Genomic DNA, 23,548 nt, shown 5'->3' with positions numbered 1-23,548 from the left:
TAGCCCCAAATTTTTACGAGAGGAGAGGGCTAATTTAATTAATTTGACTATTTAGAATGAGTAAGCGACACCAACGCGGTATTTAGCTTCACGATCTTTAGAAGACGAGCTGATATCAGATGACCAGATTTCTGCAAAAGGTTTCCATGAACCAAACTTGTAGTTTACTTTTAAACCTGCGTCCCACTCCCAATCATCACTATTATATAGAAGTACGTTATCTAGCGATTTTACATAGTTAGCTTCGTAAGAAAGGCCAAGTTTAGGTAGAGATTGAATTTTGTAAGAACCCGTTAGTGTGACTTTTGATTTCTGTGCTGACTCTAAACGCTCACCAGTCTCTGAATCTTTGTCACCAAATTGAGTGTGGTTGCGGAAATCAGCATACTCGTGACGGTAACGAATGGCAGTCGTTAATCCCATATCCGCCTTATAACCAACACGGAATTGAGGTTTGTAAGTGACTTTTTTCATCTTCCAGTCACCGCCGTTGTAGTTCGGCTCATCCCAGTCCCAAGCGATCGGCATACCAACTTGTAGATACCAGTTGTTATCGACTTTGTAAGTTGCTGTATTTTCTACTTCCATACCGTAAATATACCAATTGCCGTCATAGAAGCTTCTACTGTTTGCTGACTTAACTTCACCTGAATCAGCATCGTAGTATGAGTCGTCGGTATGGAATTTAACTTCAAGACCTGTTGAGTGCTTCCACTTATCAGATAGCTTAAAGCTGTGGCCTAGTTTCACGCGGTGCTGGTGGCGAGCATCAACATGAGCCTCGTCTCCATTCGTCTTTGTATAGTCAGTCGCTGCACGATACTCATAACGGTAATCAAGTGTTGTTGCTGATGCCATGCCTGCAAATAAAGTTGTTGCCACTGCAATAGCAACCATATTCATCTTTTTCATCATTACTCTCATATTTTTAGATTTTCAACAAAGTAAAGGTAGGGTGTATCTTTTGAGTTGTTTATTAACTCATACAATAATCTTATATGTTAAGTTTATGAAAAAGTGTGAGCTAGGCTGCAATGCGAATAAATCAAATATTGACTAGTTTGTTAATTGAGGGGTGAGTCACTCATTTTTGGAATGCTACATACAATAAATGGTCTTTTTTGTTAAAATTAGCGGTTTTTGGGTCGTTAATTTAACATTTAAGTCGCTATCTATAGCAAAGCGTTATGAATATCCCATTTTTAATGCTGTGTTTAATCTCAATAATGACGCCCCTCTCAGTTTTCCAATGTTGACGAGAAAAGCAAAAATCATGTGATAAAATAATACAAATCTTTTATGTGTGGTGTGACAATAGGAAGCGCTCGGCTATCAGATAAATGACTTTTATCTTTTAATGGGCCGTGGTTTTGGGAGTGTCATGCTTAGAATGTTTGTCCAACGGATGGTCGCGGAAAAAATGAAAAACGTAATATGTTTGGCAGTCACTGCTTCAATTTCTTTGGGAGCCTATGCTTCTGACATGAAAGCTCCAGCCAACTACAGTCAGTTTCAAGATATTTTGAATATGTCAAAACTTCAGATGTCAGATCCTGATGGTAAACCTGGCAACAATAAAGATTATGCGAGCAAAGGCAATTTTGATGGTGTTGTGTTTGAACACTTCTATGTTGATGAACCCACTCAAGCTCTTGTCTTTAAAATGGCGGGTTACAAGAATCGCAGTGAGATTCGCGTTAATGACAACTTTAAGGTCGATGAGCCTAATAAGTACCATCATTTGAGTGCTGAGTTCATGCCCATTAACCCTCGCGATTCGGTAAAAAACAGCGAAAAAAAACGTGATGGAATGACGTACCTGCAAGTGCATAACAAAGGGACGTACTACGACGGAAAGCCAGGTTCTCATGGTGAAGGGTATATTCCCCATCCTTTAGTTCGTGTGGTTTATGACGCAGACCGAAGTGGTAAGACAGATTGGTATTGGGCAATCATTAAAAATAATGCCGTTAATTGCAGCTCAAAGAGTGGGAATAAAGGAACAACGGAATGCAAAAAGGCTTATATAAAATTGCCACTGGGCCCAATAGCTGAAAAAGGTACAGATAAGTTCGATATTTATGTCGGCAACCAAAGGTTAATTATTAACCATAACGACAGCACAGTTGTTAATCATGACATTAGTTATTGGAAAGATATGGTTAGCTATTATAAAGCGGGCGTTTATAACCAATTCAAGAATGGTGAAAGCGAAGCCCACTTCTATAATTTAGTTTATTCAATTAAAGATTCACCTGTTATTACCAACTAGGTTTCTTACACCTAGTTAATATTAATGGGATTACAAATACTCGTTTGTTATTAAGGATAATTTGGATGTTCAAAAAAAATATGCTTGCTATAGCTTTGCTATCAGCAGTTCCTATTGTGTCGTTTGCAAATAACGGTGTGTCTTATCCAGTTCCCGCTGATAAGTTTGATATGCTTAATTGGAAAATAACGATCCCTTCAGATATTAATGAAGATGGACGTGTTGACGAAATCGAAGGGGTGGCAATGATGAGCTACTCACACAGCGATTTCTTCCATCTTGATAAAGACGGTAATCTCGTCTTTGAAGTACAAAACCAAGCGATTACCACGAAGAACTCGAAAAACGCACGCTCTGAGTTACGCCAAATGCCACGCGGTGCTGATTTCTCAATCGATACGGCGGACAAAGGAAACCAGTGGGCATTATCGAGCCACCCAGCAGCGAGTGAATACAGTGCGGTTGGTGGAACATTAGAAGCGACGCTAAAAGTGAATCACGTTGCGATTAACGCTAAGCACCCAGAAAGGTACCCAGCTCACTCGGTGGTTGTTGGTCAGATTCATGCGAAGAAACACGATGCTTTGATCAAAGCAAAAACAGGTTACGGCCACGGTAACGAACCACTAAAGATCTTCTATAAGAAGTTTCCTGATCAAGAGATGGGTTCAGTCTTTTGGAACTATGAACGCAACTTAGAGAAGAAAGATCCTAACCGTGCTGATATTGCTTACCCAGTTTGGGGCAATACTTGGGAAAACCCAGTAGAGCCTGGTGAAGCGGGAATTGCTCTAGGTGAAGAGTTCAGCTACAAAGTGGAAGTGAAGGGTACAATGATGTATCTAACATTTGAAACGGCTCGCCACGATACCGTTAAGTATGAAATCGACTTGAGCAAGGGTATCGATGAACTTGATTCGCCAACAGGCTATGCGGAAGATGACTTTTACTATAAAGCGGGTGCGTACGGTCAATGCAGTGTAAGCGACTCTCACCCAGTGTGGGGCCCGGGTTGTGCGGGTACTGGCGATTTCGCTGTCGATAAAAAGAACGGCGATTACAATAGTGTGACTTTCTCAGCCCTTAAGCTGAACGGCAAGTAGTACATGTCATCACCAATAGGCTAGCAGGGTTAACCAGGAGCTAGCCTTGATAGGTGTTTTCTTAAGACCACTTAAACGAATGTTGAGTGGTCTTTTTGTTTTATAGGAGTTTTAAATCAGCGAGGTGTATTGAAGTTTATCAATGAAAGGTACAGACAAAACAATACAACCTTGCCAAAGGACAAGGTTGTATTCAGAAAGCTTAGACAGATCTTTGATATCTTTAGAGATAACTCTGACCCTTAGAGTCAGTTGCAGATGAACGACATACCATCACTAGTCATACATCAATTCATTGGCCTTGTTTGCATCAAACTCTTTAAGAGACTTGCGCGCCAAATGACGGAATGGGAACGCTTTGACTATCTCTTCGAATGGTTGGATGGCAAATGCCCAAAAGATAGAACCGTCTAAACCAAAGATGATCAACGCACACAGTGGGATTGAAACGACCCATTGGCCCGTAAAGTTGATTTTGAATACGTCAGTGGTTTTGCCTAATGCTCTTAATACGTGCCCGTGAACGGTGTTGTAACCACGAACGATTGGCAAGAAGATGTAGAGTGGGGCAATAACAGCCAGAGCTTGATAAGTCGAGGCGTCAAGATCTGGGTAAATATCGCCAATCACCAAACTTAAACCTGCAAACATCACCGCACAAACCACAGAGATACCAACCGCCACATCAATACTGGTATCAACGTTTTTGGTTAGGTCATCCATTTTCTTCGAACCGATAGCCTGGCTGATCGTAATCGCGGAAGAATGAGCCCAAGCCGTAATGAATTGAGTGCCGGCACGTATCCACGGCATCACCAAGGTAATCGCTACGTAGGCATTAATATTGAGTTGTGAGTACAACAGCTGATAGATCGTCGCGCCAATCGAAAGCATAGTCACGTTCGCTGCGACCGGGAATATCTCAATGAAGTGACGACGGATGTTAGTGATGAACTCTGACTTTTCAGTATCCAGTTTCAGAGACACAGATGAATCGTAATGCACACATAGAATCAAATACACAAGACGAATCGTAATGGCGATAACACTACCTAACGCTGCGCCTTGTACGCCAATGCCTTCAAAGTTTGAGAAGCCATGAATAAGTACATAAGAGAGCACGGCATTGACAGGCAGTTCGATTAAGTAACCTTTAAACGGAACCTTAGTTCTGCCCAGTCCATTAAACAAGGCAATGATCACCTGTGTTAAGGCTGTGAAGATCACCAGATATTTTGAGATGTCTAGATAATGACTGATCTCAAGGTGAAGTGTCTTATCGTCGGTTAATGCTTGGATTAGAGGTTGTTCAAAAAAGGTAAGCAGAAGCCAAAACATCGATGCGACGCCAACATTGATGAATAGACCCGCCCAAAATGCTTTGGATAGTGAAGAGCTGACACCAGAACCGACTGCGCGGCTGAGAACCAGCTGCGTACCATTAGCCAAGGCCATTTGAATGCCCAACACAAACGCGATGATGGTCGTGGCAATGCCCATTGCAGCAAGAGGTATTTCACCAAGCGGAGAAACCAATAGTGTGTCGATCATCAACATCGACTGCATCAGTAATGCGTTTAAGGCGAGGGGCCAGGCGAGAGAGAAGTTTTTCCTTACGTACGATTGCGAAGACACAAACAACACCTTATGTGTATAACCGTAAGCTTTCTCTGAGACGACCCGACTTCAAGGTTTAAAGATGAAACACTACGGTATGGATGGTAAAAAATTGGACGCTAAAATGTGACTGACTCGTGTATTGAGATACACGAGTCAGTTAGGTAAATCTTGGTTATGCGATGGCGAGTTCAACCCGAGACAGCTTTTGGTTTTCATCGTCTAGTAACACTTGTGAGGCTATTCGAGCCTGCTCAGCGTTACCCGACATAATCGCATCGTATATCGCTTTATGCTCTTCTAAACAGAAGCGACCGCCTTCGGCTGAATGGTCGATAAACTGCTTGAAGATTGTCGACAGAATGTTCGCGAATGGGATGTAGAACTGATTACCTGTCGATAAGAAAATCGTTTGGTGAAACAGGTGATCGTTGGTTGTCCACTCTTCATAATCAAAGCTGTTTGCCGCAATAGTCATCTTCTGGAACAGAATCGAAAGCTCTTTGCGTTGCTCTACCGTTGCGTTGGTTGCTGCTAGCGCACACGCTTCTGGGTCAATCGCTTTTCTTAAGCCTAAGAACTGAGACAAGAAGGGCTTGGTGTCTTCTAAGTCTTGAATCCAATACAGTAATTGCGGGTCTAAGAAGTGCCATTGCGTTCTTGGTTTGATACGAGTACCCACTTTCGGTTTTGACTCAATCAACCCCTTTGCAGAAAGTAGCTTGGTTGATTCTCGAAGGGCAGTTCTGCTTACTCCAAAGATATCGCACAGCTCCATTTCGCTAGGTAACTTTTGATTTTCTTGTAACTCGCCAGATAAGATCTTACGAGCAATTTGTCGCGCCACTTGAACATGAATTCGGCGGCTTGAATCTTCCACCAATGTAAATATTGACATTTAAACCACCTGAAATTGAAACTTTAAAAACAAAAAAAGCCAGACGAATCTGGCGTTTTGATGTCAGTGTATACGTCTAATATAGCGTGAGGTTTTGCCTCATCTATTAAGGTCTTGTGACCTAATGTAATGTGTAACTTAAAGCGCTACCTTAAAGCTGAGCTTCAGCCTTTAAGCTAAGGAGCTATTTGTTAACCTAAAGCGATATTTGCCTAAGCTAGGGCGCTATCTGTCCGCCGTTGACATCCAAGATTTGTCCTGTGATGTAACCGCTGCAAGCATGGGATGCAAAGAAAGCAAAAGTCGGTGCAACTTCTTCGATATTGCCGAAGCGTCCCATTGGGATGTTGCTAGCAATATTCGATTTTAGCTCGTCGCTTTTACCGTCGTGAAATGCAGTATCGATAGTGCCCGGAGAAACAATGTTGAAACGGATATTGTCTTTCGCAAACTCTTTCACCCAGTTACGGTGAATGTCGTGTAACCACGCTTTTGAAGCCGCATAGATGCCAGCACCCACACCGCCACCTTCACGAGCAGCAATCGAACCCGTGCTGATTACACACGATGTTTGCCCCGACTCAGCTGCAGAAGCACGTAAGTGGGGGATAGAGAACTTGGTTGTCATTAATGCAGAGCGAACGTTGAGATCCATAACTCGTTCATAAAACTCGTCATCGATACTTTCTAGATTTGCACGACCGCCTAAGCCACCTGCGTTATTGATCAAGACATCCATGCCACCAAAATGCTCAGTGAACTCTTTAACTAATCTTTCGCACTCTGATGTGTCCATCAGATTTGCTGGGAAAAACGCAACATCGCCACCCAGTGCAGTGAGTTCTGTTAGAACGTCATCCACTTTTGGGCTGAAAGCACGACTATTGATGCCAATCTTTGCACCATACTTTGCAAAAATACGTGCGGTAGCTAAGCCCATACCAGCGGTAGAGCCGGTAATTAGAATGCGTTTGCCTTTTAAATCGTTAAACATCAGAGTCGCCTATATTGTAGATTATTTGCGTTAATAAATCATACAATAACACTTGCCATATTCAAGGGTGTTCATCTCAAAACCGATCATTAACGACATAAATAGTGAGAGTAAGAGTGGTTTTGTGAGTTTGCGCATACTCACAAAGTGTAAATAAGAACTATTTGTATGAATAAATGAGTTGAAGAGGTCTAATGTGTTGAATAGGTATAAGGTGAGTGAAATATTGCTCTAGACTATATCAGGAGTGACCTCACGTTATTCTTATACTGAGTTGGTGCAGATATAAATCAGTGCTATAGTCCGGGTTAAATAATACATATCTAATAAGTAAGTAGACACATGGCTGGCTCTTTCAATTCGATTTCAGGCTCTAAGCGAAGCCTGCATGTGCAAGTTGCACGTGAAATCGCTCGTGGTATTTTGTCGGGCAATTTGCCTCAAGGTTCTATTATCCCTGGTGAAATGGCTCTGTGTGAGCAATTTGGTATCAGTAGAACAGCATTAAGAGAAGCGGTGAAACTTCTGACTTCAAAAGGTCTACTAGAATCTCGTCCTAAGATAGGTACTCGTGTGGTTGACCGCGCATTCTGGAACTTCCTCGATCCTCAGTTGATCGAGTGGATGGATGGCCTAGCAGACACAGACCAATTTTGTCACCAGTTCTTGGGTTTACGCCGTGCGATTGAACCAGAAGCGTGTGCGCTAGCTGCTCAATTTGCGAGCGCTGAGCAACGTATTGAACTATCGGGTATTTTCCAACAGATGGTAGAAATCTCGAGTGCAGAAGAATTCGACCAAGAGAGTTGGTTAGATATCGACATGAAGTTCCACAGCTTGATTTTCAACGCAACGGGCAACGACTTCTACCTGCCGTTTGGTAATATCTTGACGACGATGTTTGTTAACTTTATTTCTCACTCTTCTGAAGAGGGAAGTACGTGTATTAACGAACACCGCCAAATTTATGAAGCAATCATGGCGGGTAATAGTGACAAAGCTCGTCACGCGTCAGCAAGTCACTTATTGGAAACAAACCACAGATTACCTGTCGCTAGCTAATTGTTTTTACTGTTATTTTAGCTTTGATAATTTTGCACGATTGACGATAGGTCATTCTCGTAAAACTAGGGTAGTCAAAGTTAAAATTACGGTTGTTCAAAAGCTAACTTCAGCAGTGACCTCTAAAAAGCACGTTTCATACGTGCTTTTTTTGCATCCAAATTTGATGAAAACCTGACTGGTGTCCAATATTTAATCTATTATTTGCTGTTTCGTTAAAAGCACTAGTAACCAGTATTTTAAGTTATATAATAATACTAATTAAATTATTGTGAGTGTGATTATGCCCCAGTCTCTACTGCCAAATATTCTTCAATTCATAGGTCAAATCGACCCATTCGATAAGATCCCTAAAGAAGCACTTCGCGAACTTGCCTCTAACGTTCAAATTACTTATCTCGGCAAGGGAGATGTGGTTGATTTGTGTGAGTCGGGGAAGGAAAAATCGCTCTATATCATTAGAACGGGCTCTATGGAGCAACGAAAATCGGATGGTGTGCTTCGTGCTCGTCTAGGCAGTGAAGATTTGTTCGGCTTCACGTTCTTAGATTCTGAAGTCAACGACGAAAAAGGCTATAGAGCTGTGGCAATCGAGAACACCTTGCTTTATGTGATTCCACACTCGGCACTTCAAACGCTTTTCAAAGCCTTTCCAAGTTGCGCAGAACACTTTGCTTCACAGGCGCAGGTTCGCTTGAAGTCGGCACTGGATGTGGTTTGGTCAAATAAAGAGAAAGGCCTATTCATTCGTAAAGTCGAAGAAGTGGCAAGCGGGCAGGTGGCGATTGTTAAGTCTGAGCAAACCATCCAGTCGGTTGCGGTGGAAATGCTTCATCAACGCTCACCGTGTGCCGTGATCTATGAAGGTGAAACCATTGTTGGTTTGATCACCGACCGAGACATGACTAAGCGAGTGATTGCCCACGGCGTGAGTACTGATAGCCTGATCTCAGAGGTAATGACGCACTCTCCACTTACGGTAAAACCGGATGATCTGGTGCTGCATGCTGCTTCTATCATGATGCAATTCAATATCCGTAACTTGCCCGTTGTGAAAGAGAATAAGGTCGTTGGTCTTCTCACTACGTCTCATTTGGTTCAAAACCACCGTGTGCAAGCGATATTCTTGATCGAGAAAATCAAATACGCGGGCAGCGTAAAAACCATGTCTTCGTTCACCTCAGAGCGACAAGCTATTTTTGAAGCGCTGGTGGAAGGTAAAGTGGCGCCGGAAACAGTCGGTAAGGTAATGACCATGATTATGGATGCCTACACCCGTCGATTGATTCAGATAGCGATTGATAAATTAGGCCCACCACCGTGTGATTTCTCTTGGATCGTAGCCGGATCGCACGCGCGTAATGAAGTGCACATGCTATCCGACCAAGACAGCGCGATTGTTCTAGCTGACGATGCAACCGACAGTGACCGTATTTACTTCAAACACTTAGCGATGATGGTGACCAATGGGCTAGCAAGCTGCCACTACCCATTATGTCCAGGTAAATTCATGGCCGCGACGCCAAAATGGTGTCAGCCACTCAGTGTTTGGAAGCACTACTACAAGAAGTGGGTGGCTAACCCAGAGTACGAACGCTTGCTTAACATCAGTGTGTTTCTAGAAATTCGTACTATCTATGGCAACAGTGAGTTCGAGGGCATTCTTCGCGATGAGCTGCATAGCAATATTCGCGGTAACCGTGAGTTTTTAAGCACGTTAGTGAAAGACGCGGTCAATACCAATCCACCACTTGGTATTTTCAATAGCTTAGTGTTAGAGAAGTCAGGTGAGAATAAGAAAACGCTGAACGTGAAGAAGTACGCGATCAACTTGATTATCGACTTAGCCCGTATTTATGGCCTTGCTGTGGAGTGCGATTTGTCGGCGACTGACGAACGTTTCGCTGCTGCTAATGAAAAAGGCATGCTGAGCGACGATGCATTCAAGAACATTCTGGGTGCTTACCAGTTCATTCTCTCTTTCCGTTTTGGTCATCAACTTGAAGCGCTGAAGAACGGGGATGTGCCTGACAACAACATCAACCCAGATAGCTTTGGTAGCTTTGAGCGTAAACACTTGAAAGATGCCTTTAGGATCATTGCTGACCTTCAAGAAGCGGCGAAAATTCGTTTCGGAGCACGTTAATGAAAGCCTTGTTAAACTATTTTCACCCGCTTGAGCGAATTACACGTAAACGTAAGCAATATCTAGGAACGGTTAAGTTGCCAGAAGCGTTACATGATCTCGTAGAACAGCCATGCCCTGAAATGACGGACTTGGCTAAAGACAGCGAATACATTATTTTAGATCTCGAAACCACAGGCTTAGACAGCGAACAAGACCTTATCTTATCTATGGGGTGGGTCGATGTGGTTAAAGGAAGAATCGATTTAGCGTCAGCCAAACATATTTATCTGAATAACGATTCGCAGATCAACGCTGAAACCGCTGTTATCAACCATATTACGCCGCAAATGTTGGAAGAGGGCGCCTCTATTCATGATGCGATGCTGACGTTTTTCGAAGCAGCAAAAGGCAAGATCATTGTCGCACACGCTTGTGTGGTCGAAGAGAAGTTCATTAGCCAATACCTTCTTCGCTGCTACGGTTTAAGAGCGATTCCTCTGCTTTGGCTTGATACTTTGTGTATTGAGAAAAGCATGGAGAAAGCGATCAGCAATCATGAAGAAGTCGATTTAACCTTGGCAGGGACTCGCGAAAGGTACGGGCTTCCTGAGTACAACAGCCACAATGCATTAGCCGACGCCGTTTCGACAGCGGAATTGTTTTTGGCTCAGCAGAAGCGAGTTGTCCCTAACGATGATGTGACCGTTGCCTTTCTCTATCGGATCAGTCGCTAGGAAAAGGGGCTACAAGTATGCGGATCTAATTTGATTTAACCGATTTGAAAGGAAAAAAAACCAGCGATTAAGCTGGCTTTTGTTTAGGTCTTAGAAAATTAGGACAGTAATTATCTTAGATCATTCATATAGCTATCGATTAGAAGCTGTAAGTTAGACCAACACGGCTACGTAGTTCACGAGTCGCTTTAGTTGATGAAGTGCTCACATCACCAAACTCTACATATGGTGCCCATTGACCCATAATATGGCGAATGCTTGCATTTAACTCGTAGTTGGTATCGTCGTTGTCGTAGATGTCATATCCATCCGCTTTGTAGTAGTTACCTTCAAAACCAAAGCGCCAGTTGTCCATTGAGTAGTTAACGTTTGCCGTTAGACGGTGACGACGTTGGTTTTCAATGTTTTTCTCAACACCGACAATTTCACCATCACCGTCGATCTCGTACTCAGTTGTGCTAGTGTTCTGTCTCATATCGTAACGGTAACGAGCACTTAGGCTTAGGCCATCAACGCTATCCACTTTGTATGTTGCACGAACTTGAGGCTTGTATGTAACGCCAGATTCACGACCTTCAATTGGCATACCGTAAGTCATTGTCCAGTTATCGTTTAGTACATGACGGTAATTTAGACCAAGCTCCCAACCATTGTTCTTCAAATCTTCCATGAATTTACCGTCTTCTCCCTTGAATTTCGCTTCGATATCTACAAGGAAGTTGCCAATGCTATCGCCAAGTTTTACACGAGTAGCGTGTTGATCTGTATGACTCTTGTATTCGTGTCTCATATCGAAAGACGCAGCAGATACAGAGCCAGCAGCGAGTACAGATGCCACAGCAATCACGATTTTAGTTTTATTCATGGTATTAATTCCATATTTATAGGTTGAGTATTGGCCATAATTACAAGCCAAATAGAGTAGTTCTTGTCTTCAATGCATTTTGTTATTGAAATTACTTCTTGGTTATTTCAAATTTGTTTTGCATTTAAATAATACAAATATGATAGCGATCCGAAGCGTGATGATCTGTGAATTTGATCGTGTTGTTAGGACAAAACCACTATTTACAAAGGGTTACAAAGTTGAGTTGTTTCGTTAAGTTTATGATTTTTAGTGATTTATTTGGCTGTTGATAATGATTTTTAAGAGTTTTGTTCGTCAATAAATGTGCGCTACAGCAAAAAATTGAACCTTTAGATATCATTTTTATTTGTAATACATTATTATTTTACTAACTTTCTGTAGCAACACATAACTTTGCTGTGTTGATTGCATGAACAGACGGTGTGAAGCCGAACAAGTAAGAATGTTCTTGAAGCTAAATGGATTAAATCCAATCGCTTTAAGAACATGAGACATTTACTTGAGGTGATTTAAAGCTCAATCAGAGAAGGTTTGAAATGTAGTAGGCAAGGCAATGACATAGCCTGCTATATAAGTATGAACTTGATAGGAATGAACAGGGTTCGAATAGTTACCCGTTGTTCTCATCGGCGACAAAGAAGAAATCGTTGAAGTGCTTGCGAAAGCATTTTGATTATTGCTCCCAACTATTCTAATTATAACTTCTGCTTTCGTTTAGAAAGGTAGGAGATGGTAGTCGAAGATCTGCCCTTGCGCTCATGTTGATACAGGCAACATGAGCGTTTTTTTATCTGAAATTTGAGTAGAGAGTCGTTTGAGGCTCAATAAGCGTGTAAACCACGGCTTAATAGTTAGGCTTTTAGGTTGATGACAGCACGTTCAAGTGAGTCTGTTTGCTCTACGACTGAAGTTGCAGAAGCTGCGTTTTTTGAAGCACTTTTCACATTGGTCATTGTCAGCTGTTTGATGGCATCTACGTTTTCGATGATCTCTGATGTGACCTCACTTTGCTCCTTCATGGCATTGGATACCTCTAAACTGTTATTTAGAATGGTTTCCATATCTGCGATAACCGATGTGATTCTTGAATGTGCCTTCTCACAAGAGTCGACACTGGTATTCCCTTTGTCACAGCAATTTTGAATCGTGTTAACCACCATTTGGGTCTGGTCTTGCACCCCTTGAATAATGGTTGATATCTCTTCGGTTGAAAGTTGTGTTCTGCCTGCCAAGGTTCTCACCTCATCCGCAACAACCGCAAAACCACGACCTTGTTCTCCCGCGCGCGCTGCTTCAATGGCGGCATTCAAAGCGAGTAGGTTGGTTTGTTCAGCAATGTCTTTAATCACCTCTAGCACGGTATTGATCTTCTCGGAATGAACAGAAAGACGATTCACTTCTTCACTCGCGCTCACGAGATCGGTTGAAAGGGTATTGATTGTGTCTCTGGTGAAGGCGACGTCGTTCAGGCCATCATTCGCGGTGGCGAAACTGGTTTGTGCATTTGATGACGCGTTTTCACTATTGGTAGCCACATTTTGGATATTGCTGCCCATCTGGTTTATCGCGGTCGCAATATTCTCTGTTTGTTGTTGCTGCTTATTCAACGCGCCTTCCACTTCGATACCGTCATGTTGCAACTGGTTAGAAATGTTGCCCAGCTCCTGAATCGACCCCTGTACTTGGCCAACAAGTTGGCGAATGTCTTCTAGTACGGTGTTAAACGACTTGGCAATCTCAGCAATTTCATCTGAGCCGTTGTCTTCCGCTGTGACGGTAAAGTCACGTTGTTGGGAGACGAGCAACATAGTTGCGTTTAATGAGGCTATCTTCTTTGCGACACGCGATGAGATCCCAAAAGATAAGGCCATCAGTAATACCGTGACGGCAATTACTGAGCTCACAATAAACGTGGTAATGGTTTGTTGAATCGATTCGACTTGTTGCTCTAAACGGACTTCAACGCCGGTGAATATAGAGATGATATCTTCAAACAGCATTTTCATTTCTGATTTCAGTTCACTGACCTTTTCTGGGTTGCGGTCTATCGCGTCTACCATCAAGGAAAAATCTTTGTTGTATTGCTTCACTTCTCGATTGAGCTTATCTAGCTCAGGCACCGCTATGTCTGACTCTTCAAGTAAAACAGAGAAGCTATTCATCAATAGTTGGAAGTGTGAATACTCTTTGGCGAATTCAGGCTTGAGGGTTTTGTCGTGACTGATCAGAAACTCTAGTTCTGTTCGATTCAGTTGAAGCATAGAAACTTCAAGCGACTTCACCTTGATCAGGGTTTTCTCTAGTTTGATCAGCTTTAGATTGGCGATTTCAGTAAATGAAACGACAACCAATAAAGAGACAATGGATAAACAAGCAAGGCTAAAAAGGGAGGTTTTAATTTTCATAGGCGGGCACCAAAGCAAAACAATATGACTCAACAACGTATTTGGAATCGTGTTTCTCTTATTTGCGTGTAGATAGCTTACGAGGTCGGTAATTGAGATCTGACTCGCAACGGAAACGTTTGCTTACAGTATTTTATGGAAAGGTTATGCGCAAGTTAAATATTTATTATTTTCAATGACTATTGGTGATTGTTTTATCACTAGATAGAGTGCTGTAAATAACAGTGAAGGGAGATAGGCAAAGTTGGAAGGAAGTGACCAGGGAAGAGGTCGTGAAAAGAGCAAGTGAAAAAGCCACGAACATTCACGTTTAATCACATGAATGTTCGTTTCTCTTCTCTTGTCTATTAGTTGCAGACGTGTAGCTGCAAACTTTAACAGCAGGCATTTAGCTATATCGAAGAGCTCCGTGAGAGCCGTTCTTGAGGCTTAGCTTTCTGTAGGCATCCACACCTGTTTAGAGGTGACTTTGTGATCTTTAAAGGTCAGTTCTTCAACTTTGTCACCGTTAGTATTCCAGCGAGTAAGTTTTCCGTTCGCGACTTCACCTTCATCAAACTTCGCTTGGCTGGCCTTATTACCGTTCGGGTAGTAGTCCGTTACCAATCCATCTTTTTGTCCGTCGTTGTATTCAGCTGTCAGGCTTTGTTCCCCATTGGGATACCAGCGAGAGGCGGTGCCCGATAGTTCATTGTCTTTATAATTGAGTTCTGCTTTTTTCTGTCCGTTTGGATACCAGGTTTCGGCTTTGCCTTGCAGTTCACCTTTTACGTAATTCACTTTAGAAGCGACTTGGCCATTCGGATACCAGTTAGTTTCTAGCCCAAGTTCTAAGCCATCGGCAAACTGAGCTTGGGTCGCGACTTGGCCGTTATCGAACTTCTCTTCAAATTGACCAGTGAAGGGTTTTGAATGGTTTACTTGGTAAGCCACGCCTTTACGCATCTGTAAGTAGTCAACAGCATCTTCACGTGGTGTTGCTGCATAGCTCATAGAAGATACCGTACTAAGAGCAATTAAGATTGGAACGTATTTCTTCATAATGACACCTTTTTATTGGACGAGGGAAAGTGTAACCGGTGTGTTAACAGCATTTCACTTCTATGAATTACTGTCAGTATCTATTAGTGGTTTTCAAGTTTTCATTATTAGCGGTCTAATGAAGGGAACTTTTCAAAGCGAGATTTGACTATAAATATGCGATATTTGTAATACAAATGAGTCGTGCTTATTCATTTTTATAAACTATATCTAGCACTATTTCCGTTGTTCGAATATGAAAATTTGCCTTAACGATTAACCGTCTTTAACGATTGTTATTAATTTTTTAGTGACTTTGTTCTTGTTTTTCGGGGTTTAGATGGGTTTTCGGCGCTGTGGGCTGCACTAAGTTGATGAAAGGCGCTCCTAGACGGTGCAAATTTGAACTCGATCACTTGTATGATTAATTGAGAGACGGACCGTAAGATCACTGTCACGCATTTAAATTATTGTAGTACAAATGTACTTACCATCTATCTATAGTGACCTTAACAAAAAACATAAACAAAAAGGTCTTAAAGATGGAACTCAATACCCTGATAGTTGGCATCTATTTCCTATTCTTAATTGCGATAGGGTGGATGTTTAGAACGTTTACAAGTACGACAAGTGATTACTTCCGTGGGGGAGGTAACATGCTGTGGTGGATGGTAGGTGCAACGGCATTTATGACCCAGTTCAGTGCGTGGACATTTACCGGCGCCGCAGGTAAAGCTTTTACCGATGGTTTTGCGGTAGCGATTATTTTTATTGCTAACGCGTTCGGTTACCTAATGAACTACCTTTACTTCGCTCCGAAGTTCCGCCAACTGCGCGTTGTGACGGTAATTGAAGCGATTCGTATGCGTTTTGGTAAAGTGAATGAGCAAGTCTTCACTTGGTCTGGTATGCCAAACAGCGTTATCTCTGCAGGTATCTGGTTGAATGGTCTCGCGATCATCGCATCGGGTATCTTCGGTTTTGATATGACAACAACGATTATCCTAACGGGTCTGGTTGTACTGATCATGTCAGTGACGGGCGGCTCTTGGGCGGTAATCGCATCTGACTTTATGCAGATGGTTATCATCATGGCAGTAACGGTGACATGTGCAGTCGTTGCTATTTACCACGGTGGCGGTGTTACGCAAATCGTTAGCGACTTCCCAACGGATTCGTTCATCACGGGTGACAACCTTAACTACATGAGCATCTTCAGCATCTGGGCGGTGTTCATCTTCTTAAAGCAGTTCAGCATTACCAACAACATGCTTAACTCTTACCGTTACCTTGCTGCGAAAGATTCAAACAACGCACGTAAAGCTGCTCTGCTTGCTTGTGTACTAATGACGCTTGGTCCAATCATCTGGTTCATGCCTTCTTGGTTCATGGCTGGCCAAGGTGTTGATTTAGCAGCCGCTTACCCTGAAGCTGGCAGCAAAGCCGCTGACTTCGCTTACCTTTACTTCGTTCAAGAATACATGCCGGCAGGTATGGTGGGTCTTCTGATTGCCGCTATGTTCGCAGCAACTATGTCTTCAATGGACTCTGGTCTAAACCGTAACTCAGGTATCTTCGTTAAGAACTTCTACGAGCCGATTCTTCGCCCTAAAGCGAACGAAAAAGAGCTAATGGTTGTTTCTAAACTAACGTCTACTTTCTTCGGCATCGCGATCATCTTGGTTGCTCTGTTCATCAACTCTCTTAAAGGTCTGAGCCTTTTCGACACCATGATGTACGTGGGCGCATTGATCGGCTTCCCAATGACGATTCCAGCATTCTGTGGCTTCTTCATCCGTAAAACACCGGATTGGGCAGGTTGGGGCACGCTAGTTGTAGGTGGTGTGGTTTCTTACTTCGTTGGTTTCGTTATCACTGCTGACATGATCCAAAACTGGTTCGGTCTAAACGAGCTAACTGGCCGTGAGTGGGCTGACCTGAAAGTAGCTATCGGCCTTATCGGTCACATCGTATTTACTGCTGGCTTCTTCGTTCTATCAACACTGTTCTACAAGCCTCTTGCCGAGCATCGTGAGAAAGACGTAAACAAGTTCTTCAACAATCTAGCGACACCATTGGTTGCTGAAAGTAACGAGCAGAAGAAACTGGATAACAAGCAACGTCGTATGTTGGGTTCACTTATCGCAGTTGCGGGTGTGGGCGTAATGACAATGTTCGTACTGCCTAACCCAATGTGGGGACGCATGGTGTTCGTTCTTTGTGGCTTGATTGTATTCTCTGTTGGTTTGCTGCTTGTTAAAGCGGTAGATGACAAGGTAGAGAAGCAAGACGAAGTAACACCAGCTGAAAGCTAAGTCCTTATTCTTCAAGAAATACGGCTTTCAACAAGACGATAAGTCTTAAGAAATTATAAGTTCAAACAAAGAAAACTTTAATAAAACGGTCACCAGTTTGGGTGGCCGTTATTTTGGTAATCCAGTATTTAACGTGAGATGTAAGATGAAGAAAAAATTAATTTCGGTAAGCATTATTAGCGCGTTTACGTTGGCTTTCGCGACAGGCTGTACCACCCAAGAAAAAACAGCACCCGTGATCAGCGTGGCTGAGCAAGCAGGGCCTTCGATCAGCGAAATCGACCGTAGTTACTTATTAAGCAGTGACCGCTTAACTGAGGTTGATGGCAATACACTAGACGTTGCTTCAGAAGAACAAGTGGCTGCACTTAAGGCGCAATTTGAGAACCTAAAAGATGGCGACGAAGTGGTTATCCCTAATGGTAAATACGCAAATTTAGGCCAGGTGACGATCACTGCAAATGACGTCACAATCCGAGCTGAACAAGCAGGGGCAGCGTGGCTGACAGGTCTAGTTCAGTTTGAACTGAAAGGTGATGACATCACGCTTGATGGTCTCGTATTTACAGAGGGTGGTCCAAACGAACGTTTTGGCGCAGTACGTATGATGGGTAATGGCAACACGTTGCAAAACTCAACATTCTACTACTTCAACCATGATTACACGTACGAGCCAGATGAGCGTCGCTCTGAGTATCCAAAGTACCTTTGGGTTTCTCTGTGGGGTAAAGATGGTAAGGTGATTAACAATCGTTTCGAAGGTAAGCAAAAGCGCGGCACCTTGATCGGTGTTCAAAAGGATGACACGTCAGACAACCACCTGATTGCTAACAACATCTTTATGGATCAAAAGCCAAACCAGTTTAATGAATTCGATATCAAAGAAGCGATTCGCTACAACGGCAACAGCTGGGAAGCGATCCGTATCGGTGACTCTAAGTCTTCGCAGTGGGATTCAAGCTCCAAGTTCGTGAACAACCTGATGATCGATATGGACGGTGAGCGTGAGCTTATCTCTATTAAGTCGGGCGACAATACGATTTCAGGCAACACGATCTTCCAAAGTGCGGCACTGATTTCACTGCGTCACGGCAAAGGCAACACGGTTGAGAACAACATGATCTTGGGTAACGAGAAACGCCTAACGGGTGGTATTCGTATCTATGATGAAGGCCATGTGATCCGCAACAACTACATTGCTAACACTCGTGGCCGTGATGGTGTGATTGAAGGTAACGCTGACTTACGTGGGGGTATCGTGATTAACACGGGCATCATTGATGTCGCGAATGGCGAGCAGTTAGATCAATCGGTGAAAGGTAAAGAGCTTAACAAGCAATGGACACCGAAAAACATCACCATCGAAAACAACTCTCTAGTCGATACGGAGTGGGGCATTGTTTACGGTAATCAAAGCCATCGCGTAAGCCTGTTTAATAACGCAGAAGTAGAAGGCATTTATGCCGGTGTTGATATTGCGTTCAAACACAACGTGGTTGATAACTCACAAACACCTGAATTTGTGAGTGTTCGAGCGACTCATGACTTCCCATTAGTCGGCGCAACTTACACAGATGAAACTTACGTTGGTCAAGTCACAGACTCTGAACTGATTGAAAGCTACTCGGTTGAGCTACCAAAAATAACGGTTGAGAATGGCCTGAATGCTTACCAAGGTGAGGGCGCAGATGTGTCTAAACTCTCAGTTGTGACCGCTGAAACAGCGGGTCCGGACTACGTACTTGAGAATACGACGAAGTAAGTTATTAGTTAATGGCTAAAGGTTAATGGTTTAATGGCTTGAGCTATCAAATCAATTCACGATAGCTGTCCTGACCATAACACTTAAAAAGCCTCAACAGATAATGTCTGTTGAGGCTTTATCGATCTTAGGTCGTGACCATCTCAATCTTACGTCGTGACTATTTTAATCTTACGTCGCGACTATTGTGATTTGTACTTATGCAGCAGATCCCAAGGGATATGACATAAGTGGTGATCTTCAGGGAAGTGGCTTAAGTGATGCTGGTGGATGCCGTCGCTGGCAACATAATTAGTTAATGGCAACACCTCAACAGCGATTCGGTCGGCATCATCTCGTGAAGCGATATAATGCTTAGCTTCGATTAAGTGTTCTGCATCGGTGCTGTATACGCCAGTGCGGTATTTCTCTCCCACATCGACACCTTGTTTATTCACGCTGTAAGGGTCGATAATCTCAAACAAGTGTTCCATCAAAATTGTGACTGACGTGATGCTTGGATCAAACTCTATTTGTACGCACTCTGCGTAGCCATCGTAATCGTTTTGTGTGCTATCGCTCTGAGCCGTCTTGTTCTCTGTTGGCTGGGCGCTTCCATTGGCACGGCCTGCTTCTGTGCTGATAACACCAGGAACGTACTTAATAAATTCTTGTACACCCCACAAGCAACCGCCAGCTAAATAAATTTGTTCCATACTTCTCTTTGAGCTCTCTGTGTTTGTTGATGTTCGTTAGGTACCTGAATTAATACGATGATACCCGCTCGTATAAAAAAGCGTCTATAAAAATGAGCGCGCAAATAAAACCAAGCGTTTAGGCATTGTAAACCTGTGCGACTGAACAAACATAAGTTTAATATGATTTGTGATTATATAAGTCAGTATTGCTTTTTCATCAACTCGAATCTCAACATCAAGTGAGCGTTACTCTAAACATGTTTGATCAAATAAAAGACTTCATTAATCCGAGCAAGAACCCAGACCTGACTCAGGCACACGAATATCAACGAAAACATTTGCCAACCTTGTGGCTGCTCGGCAAAACGGGGGCGGGCAAGTCATCGTTTATTCAGGCGGTGACTGGCGACTCTTCTGTAGAAGTGGGCAATGGTTTTGCTCCCTGTACCATGACGGCGATGTCGTATGAGTTTCCGCAAGACAAACCCGTGATGCGGTTTCTCGATACCAGAGGTTTAAGTGAAGCGAATTACGATGCGAAAGAGGATCTGGAAGAGATTGGTCAAGCAGGTAATGCGTTAGTCGTTGTGATGAAAGCCGACGAACCTGAACAATCCGCTGTGCTTACGGCTCTAAAACAGATTAAGAAACAGAAGAAGATTAAACACTTGCTGCTGGTTCATACGGAGGTGTTGTCTTCCAGTGAAACCGACCGATCAAGGCAAATTCAGTTCAATTCTAATCAAGTAGAGAAGGTTTGGGGCAATAGCTTTGAATCCGTCGCGGTGGATTTCGAAACGGATGACTCGAGCAATAACAGTGGTTCAATCTACAACTATGACATCTTGTTAGAAAAGCTGACCAGTATTCTTCCGGTGATCGGAATGATGGTGCAAGACAAAGAGCATTCCACCCAAGAAGAAGCCAACTTTGATCAAGTAGAAAACGAAGTGCTTTGGTATGCAGGAAGTGCGGCAGCGAGCGATTTGATTCCGGGTGTTGGTTTGGTATCGGTACCTGCGATTCAAGCCAAAATGCTTCATAGCTTGGCGAACCAATATGGGGTCGAATGGAACAAGCGAGTCTTCAGTGAGTTGATAGGCACTCTCGGAAGCAGCTTTGCTTTGCAATACGGAATGAAGCTGGGTACTCGACAGTTGGTTAAGTTGATACCTGTTTATGGGCAAACGGTTGGTGCCGTTGCCGCTGCGGCAATGAGTTTTGGTACCACTTATGGTCTTGGCCGAGCGGCATGCTATTACTTCTATCACAAGAACAGAGGCGAAAAAGTTTCCGAACAAGAGATGCAAAAAATCTATAAAGAATCCCTGAAAAAAGGTAAGGCAGCGTCGGGCTATGAAGAAAATTAAGAACTTATTTCGATTGCTCGCCGTGTTGTCGAGTGGGCGTTGGGGCATCACTCTTATTTCGGCGATTTTTCCAAGCCTTATCATGATGTGCTTTGGTCTGTTCTTGGCGATTAAATATGGCTACCTACTGGAAATGTCGATAGCCATTGCTGTGAGTACTTTGCTGTTTACCATTCCGTTATATATTTCTAGTCGTTCGTCACGCAATTCGACCAATAGTGATACGGAAGAAAAAACAACAGATGAAGCCAGAACTGAGTCATCGAATCACAACATCGACGATGCGTTGGTCAAGGCGTCAAATGAATGGTCTCAAGCTGAACTGTCGATCTGGAACGACTCGAAACATTACGTTCGTCAACAATTAGTTGATGATATTGAGTGGGGCAATCTAGACCAAACCGGTTTGCAAGTGCTGGAATTCGTTGCCAAAAAATTTGGTAAGAAGTCGCTCGATTTTTCAATTCCAGAAGGACTTAAGCTGTTTGAAGAGGTAAGCCGTCGTTACAAAGTGGTGGTAAAAGAGCACATACCGGGCATCGAATACTTAAAGGTTTCTTACATCAAGGCAGGCTACGAAGCCTATGACAAATATGGTGAGTTGGGGCAGAAGATCTTCAAAGCGGCGATTTGGGGTAATCACCTTAAAAACCTGTATTTGAATCCATGGAAGGTCATTTCTGACTTAGGTCGTGAGCAAGCGACAGCCTCAATGACAAAGGGCGTTGTGGATGACATGCAATATGCTGCGAAACAAGCCTTGCTCGATGAAGTGGCAGCCGTTGCGATCGATTTATACAGTGGGCGTTTCAGCATTGAGGATCAATCGCTGAGAGCCTCAGATGTTTCAGAAGCTGACGAGAAACGTTTTGCTCCTGAGTTAGAGCCAGTGAGAATTGTGCTGGTGGGGCAAACAAGTTCGGGTAAATCATCGATTATCAATGCTCTCAAAGAGGAAATGGTTGCAGAGGTGGATGTTCTACCATCAACGGATAGCTCTACGGTTTACAACGCATTTGTTGATGACAATGATGTGAGAGTGGTTGACCTTCAAGGGCTTGATGGCAATGCCAAAACTGAAGCTGTGATGCTTAAAGAGATGACTCAAGCTGATGTGGTGTTATGGGTACTTAAAGCGAACCAGTCTGCTCGTGAACTGGACAAGCAGCTTAAAGATAAGTTTGATGAGTTTTATGATGATCCTAAGAATATTTCGCGTAAGCAGCCAATTGTGATCACCGTGGTTAACCAAGTCGATCGGTTAAAGCCTGCGGAAGAGTGGCAGCCACCTTACGATTTGGAGAATCCAACCTCGGCAAAAGCTAAGATCATTGCTCAGGCCCTTGAATACAATCAAACACTTCTGAAGCCTGATATTGCTTTACCACTAGCGATTGCACCTGAAAAGGTACAGTTTGGTTTAGAGGCTTTGAAACAGACGCTAATAGAGCATATTGCAGATGCCAATAACGTGCAGAGAAATCGTCAGCGCCTCGAAGCTATCAACAGAGGAACTTCGGTAAAAGGCCAGCTTAATAAAGCCATGAAAGCGGGTAAGAAGGTTGCTCCAAGCGCATTGAAAGCTGCAACGCCTAAGCTGGCTGAGATGGCGATAAAACAAGTCACCAAGAAAAAATAAGCAACAATACCAAAGCGATATTCGTAAGCCTCAATATCGCTTTGGAAAACTATTTCTTTTATATTTATGAACTTTTGGCCCTTGAACTTATTATTACTTTAAAAATAATGAACTAGTATAATAGTGCATTAAGTCGAATTCATGATAGTGTGATATCAGACAATAAAACATAAAATTATGATTCTAAATATTGATCACATTTATGATTTATTCGTCTTTATTTATAAAATAATTGCACTATATTTAAATTTCGGATCACCTTGATTTCAACGTAGGGATATATTGTGAACATGTATCTGAAATGGCAATCAACAACATGGCTAACCCTGTTAGCTTGGTATACTTTAGATCATCAGCTCTCTTTCCACCTTTCTTCAGAGTAGTACCCTCTGGGCGTCACGCGCCAGCGGAGCCTTTGAGCTTTGCCAATCCGATTAGTTTTGTCTTTGACTAATGCGCTAAGCAATGCGGTCACTAATACATTAGCTGTTAGTTTCATGCAGTCGTTATTTATCTCTTGGTCATTATTAATTGGATCCTAATCAATACATTATTGATTTAATAATTTATTTCTAGCTATTAAATTTTATCGTAATTATCACGAGTGTGATAGTTCGTGAAAATAAAATTAATAGTGATGACTCGTGACATCTAAAAATAATTAATTTGGCTTCTTCTCCGTAA

The 23,548-nt window shown here is 42.8% G+C and carries 17 protein-coding genes; 9 read left to right on the top strand and 8 right to left on the bottom strand.

Annotated elements, in window-relative coordinates; translation table 11 throughout:
* Positions 1-51: 51 nt before the first annotated feature.
* Positions 52-912 carry an oligogalacturonate-specific porin KdgM family protein gene (locus tag OH460_RS12885; protein WP_061032703.1) on the bottom strand — a complete coding sequence of 287 codons (861 nt, stop codon included), beginning with the start codon at positions 910-912 and terminating at the stop codon, positions 52-54.
* Positions 913-1,381: 469 nt separating this feature from the next.
* Here OH460_RS12885 and OH460_RS12880 point away from each other — a divergent pair, with 469 nt between their 5' ends.
* Entirely contained in the window at positions 1,382-2,272 is an 891-nt protein-coding gene (locus OH460_RS12880; protein ID WP_269997626.1) for a polysaccharide lyase family 7 protein, read from the top strand.
* Positions 2,273-2,337: 65 nt separating this feature from the next.
* A complete protein-coding gene (locus tag OH460_RS12875; RefSeq protein ID WP_269997625.1) occupies positions 2,338-3,375 on the top strand; it encodes a polysaccharide lyase family 7 protein in 1,038 nt (345 codons plus the stop codon).
* A 276-nt stretch (positions 3,376-3,651) separates the two neighbouring features.
* On the opposite strand, the gene OH460_RS12870 is transcribed toward OH460_RS12875, so the two are convergent.
* From OH460_RS12870 to OH460_RS12860, 3 genes are all read right to left on the bottom strand, one after another.
* Positions 3,652-5,019, bottom strand: a complete 1,368-nt coding sequence (locus OH460_RS12870) for an MATE family efflux transporter (protein WP_269997623.1) — start codon at positions 5,017-5,019, stop codon at positions 3,652-3,654.
* A 148-nt stretch (positions 5,020-5,167) separates the two neighbouring features.
* Positions 5,168-5,890: a FadR/GntR family transcriptional regulator gene (locus OH460_RS12865; RefSeq protein ID WP_269997621.1), complete on the bottom strand. Its 723-nt coding sequence runs from the start codon at positions 5,888-5,890 to the stop codon at positions 5,168-5,170.
* Between the two features lie 217 nt (positions 5,891-6,107).
* Positions 6,108-6,884 (bottom strand): SDR family NAD(P)-dependent oxidoreductase, encoded by a 777-nt coding sequence (locus OH460_RS12860; RefSeq protein WP_105057246.1) that lies wholly within the window; start codon positions 6,882-6,884, stop codon positions 6,108-6,110.
* 342 nt (positions 6,885-7,226) lie between these two features.
* Between OH460_RS12860 and OH460_RS12855 the strand changes: the two genes are divergently transcribed.
* The 3 genes from OH460_RS12855 to OH460_RS12845 all read left to right on the top strand — a co-directional run bounded on the left by OH460_RS12855 (position 7,227) and on the right by OH460_RS12845 (position 10,808).
* A complete protein-coding gene (locus tag OH460_RS12855; protein ID WP_269997618.1) occupies positions 7,227-7,946 on the top strand; it encodes a FadR/GntR family transcriptional regulator in 720 nt (239 codons plus the stop codon).
* Between the two features lie 283 nt (positions 7,947-8,229).
* Positions 8,230-10,092, top strand: coding sequence for a DUF294 nucleotidyltransferase-like domain-containing protein (locus OH460_RS12850; RefSeq protein ID WP_050621193.1), 1,863 nt, complete (start codon positions 8,230-8,232; stop codon positions 10,090-10,092).
* A complete protein-coding gene (locus tag OH460_RS12845; RefSeq protein WP_269997615.1) occupies positions 10,092-10,808 on the top strand; it encodes a 3'-5' exonuclease in 717 nt (238 codons plus the stop codon). Before OH460_RS12850 ends, OH460_RS12845 begins: the two co-directional genes overlap by 1 nt.
* Positions 10,809-10,947: 139 nt before the next feature.
* Here the strand turns inward: OH460_RS12845 and OH460_RS12840 are convergent, their stop codons facing one another.
* The 3 genes from OH460_RS12840 to OH460_RS12830 form a co-directional block, all read right to left on the bottom strand.
* On the bottom strand, positions 10,948-11,673 hold the full coding sequence (locus tag OH460_RS12840) for an oligogalacturonate-specific porin KdgM family protein (RefSeq protein ID WP_052878547.1): 726 nt from the start codon (positions 11,671-11,673) through the stop codon (positions 10,948-10,950).
* 854 nt (positions 11,674-12,527) lie between these two features.
* Positions 12,528-14,081, bottom strand: coding sequence for a methyl-accepting chemotaxis protein (locus OH460_RS12835; protein ID WP_269997611.1), 1,554 nt, complete (start codon positions 14,079-14,081; stop codon positions 12,528-12,530).
* Positions 14,082-14,510: 429 nt separating this feature from the next.
* On the bottom strand, positions 14,511-15,122 hold the full coding sequence (locus tag OH460_RS12830; RefSeq protein ID WP_193841297.1) for a toxin-antitoxin system YwqK family antitoxin: 612 nt from the start codon (positions 15,120-15,122) through the stop codon (positions 14,511-14,513).
* A gap of 521 nt (positions 15,123-15,643) precedes the next feature.
* Between OH460_RS12830 and OH460_RS12825 the strand changes: the two genes are divergently transcribed.
* Together OH460_RS12825 and OH460_RS12820 are read left to right on the top strand one after the other, a co-directional pair.
* Positions 15,644-17,416: a sodium:solute symporter family transporter gene (locus OH460_RS12825; protein ID WP_061032691.1), complete on the top strand. Its 1,773-nt coding sequence runs from the start codon at positions 15,644-15,646 to the stop codon at positions 17,414-17,416.
* A gap of 145 nt (positions 17,417-17,561) precedes the next feature.
* The gene (locus OH460_RS12820) at positions 17,562-19,178 is read left to right on the top strand and encodes a polysaccharide lyase 6 family protein (protein WP_269997605.1); all 1,617 of its coding nucleotides are present in this window, start codon (positions 17,562-17,564) and stop codon (positions 19,176-19,178) included.
* 182 nt (positions 19,179-19,360) lie between these two features.
* Here OH460_RS12820 and OH460_RS12815 read toward each other — a convergent pair whose 3' ends face one another.
* Positions 19,361-19,873, bottom strand: coding sequence for a peptide-methionine (S)-S-oxide reductase (locus OH460_RS12815; protein ID WP_269997603.1), 513 nt, complete (start codon positions 19,871-19,873; stop codon positions 19,361-19,363).
* A 239-nt stretch (positions 19,874-20,112) separates the two neighbouring features.
* On the opposite strand from OH460_RS12815, the gene OH460_RS12810 reads away from it, so the two are divergent.
* Positions 20,113-21,225 (top strand): YcjF family protein, encoded by a 1,113-nt coding sequence (locus tag OH460_RS12810; protein WP_269997601.1) that lies wholly within the window; start codon positions 20,113-20,115, stop codon positions 21,223-21,225.
* The gene (locus tag OH460_RS12805) at positions 21,212-22,864 is read left to right on the top strand and encodes a GTPase family protein (protein ID WP_269997599.1); all 1,653 of its coding nucleotides are present in this window, start codon (positions 21,212-21,214) and stop codon (positions 22,862-22,864) included. Before OH460_RS12810 ends, OH460_RS12805 begins: the two co-directional genes overlap by 14 nt.
* Positions 22,865-23,548 lie beyond the last annotated feature (684 nt).

The sequence above is a fragment of the Vibrio sp. Makdt genome (assembly GCF_027587015.1).
In the GTDB taxonomy this organism is placed as follows: domain Bacteria; phylum Pseudomonadota; class Gammaproteobacteria; order Enterobacterales; family Vibrionaceae; genus Vibrio; species Vibrio chagasii_B.
The sequence above is the reverse complement of the archived record's forward strand: the minus strand, read 5'-3'. Positions and strand labels throughout refer to the sequence as shown.

Coding starts and splice junctions, on each gene's coding strand:
- OH460_RS12850 (WP_050621193.1), top strand. CDS start 8,230: ATGCCCCAGTCTCTACTGCCAAATATTCTTCAATTCATAGGTCAAATC.
- OH460_RS12830 (WP_193841297.1), bottom strand. CDS start 15,122: ATGAAGAAATACGTTCCAATCTTAATTGCTCTTAGTACGGTATCTTCT.
- OH460_RS12825 (WP_061032691.1), top strand. CDS start 15,644: ATGGAACTCAATACCCTGATAGTTGGCATCTATTTCCTATTCTTAATT.
- OH460_RS12885 (WP_061032703.1), bottom strand. CDS start 912: ATGAAAAAGATGAATATGGTTGCTATTGCAGTGGCAACAACTTTATTT.
- OH460_RS12810 (WP_269997601.1), top strand. CDS start 20,113: ATGTTTGATCAAATAAAAGACTTCATTAATCCGAGCAAGAACCCAGAC.
- OH460_RS12880 (WP_269997626.1), top strand. CDS start 1,382: ATGCTTAGAATGTTTGTCCAACGGATGGTCGCGGAAAAAATGAAAAAC.
- OH460_RS12835 (WP_269997611.1), bottom strand. CDS start 14,081: ATGAAAATTAAAACCTCCCTTTTTAGCCTTGCTTGTTTATCCATTGTC.
- OH460_RS12840 (WP_052878547.1), bottom strand. CDS start 11,673: ATGAATAAAACTAAAATCGTGATTGCTGTGGCATCTGTACTCGCTGCT.
- OH460_RS12865 (WP_269997621.1), bottom strand. CDS start 5,890: ATGTCAATATTTACATTGGTGGAAGATTCAAGCCGCCGAATTCATGTT.
- OH460_RS12875 (WP_269997625.1), top strand. CDS start 2,338: ATGTTCAAAAAAAATATGCTTGCTATAGCTTTGCTATCAGCAGTTCCT.
- OH460_RS12815 (WP_269997603.1), bottom strand. CDS start 19,873: ATGGAACAAATTTATTTAGCTGGCGGTTGCTTGTGGGGTGTACAAGAA.
- OH460_RS12845 (WP_269997615.1), top strand. CDS start 10,092: ATGAAAGCCTTGTTAAACTATTTTCACCCGCTTGAGCGAATTACACGT.
- OH460_RS12820 (WP_269997605.1), top strand. CDS start 17,562: ATGAAGAAAAAATTAATTTCGGTAAGCATTATTAGCGCGTTTACGTTG.
- OH460_RS12805 (WP_269997599.1), top strand. CDS start 21,212: ATGAAGAAAATTAAGAACTTATTTCGATTGCTCGCCGTGTTGTCGAGT.
- OH460_RS12855 (WP_269997618.1), top strand. CDS start 7,227: ATGGCTGGCTCTTTCAATTCGATTTCAGGCTCTAAGCGAAGCCTGCAT.
- OH460_RS12860 (WP_105057246.1), bottom strand. CDS start 6,884: ATGTTTAACGATTTAAAAGGCAAACGCATTCTAATTACCGGCTCTACC.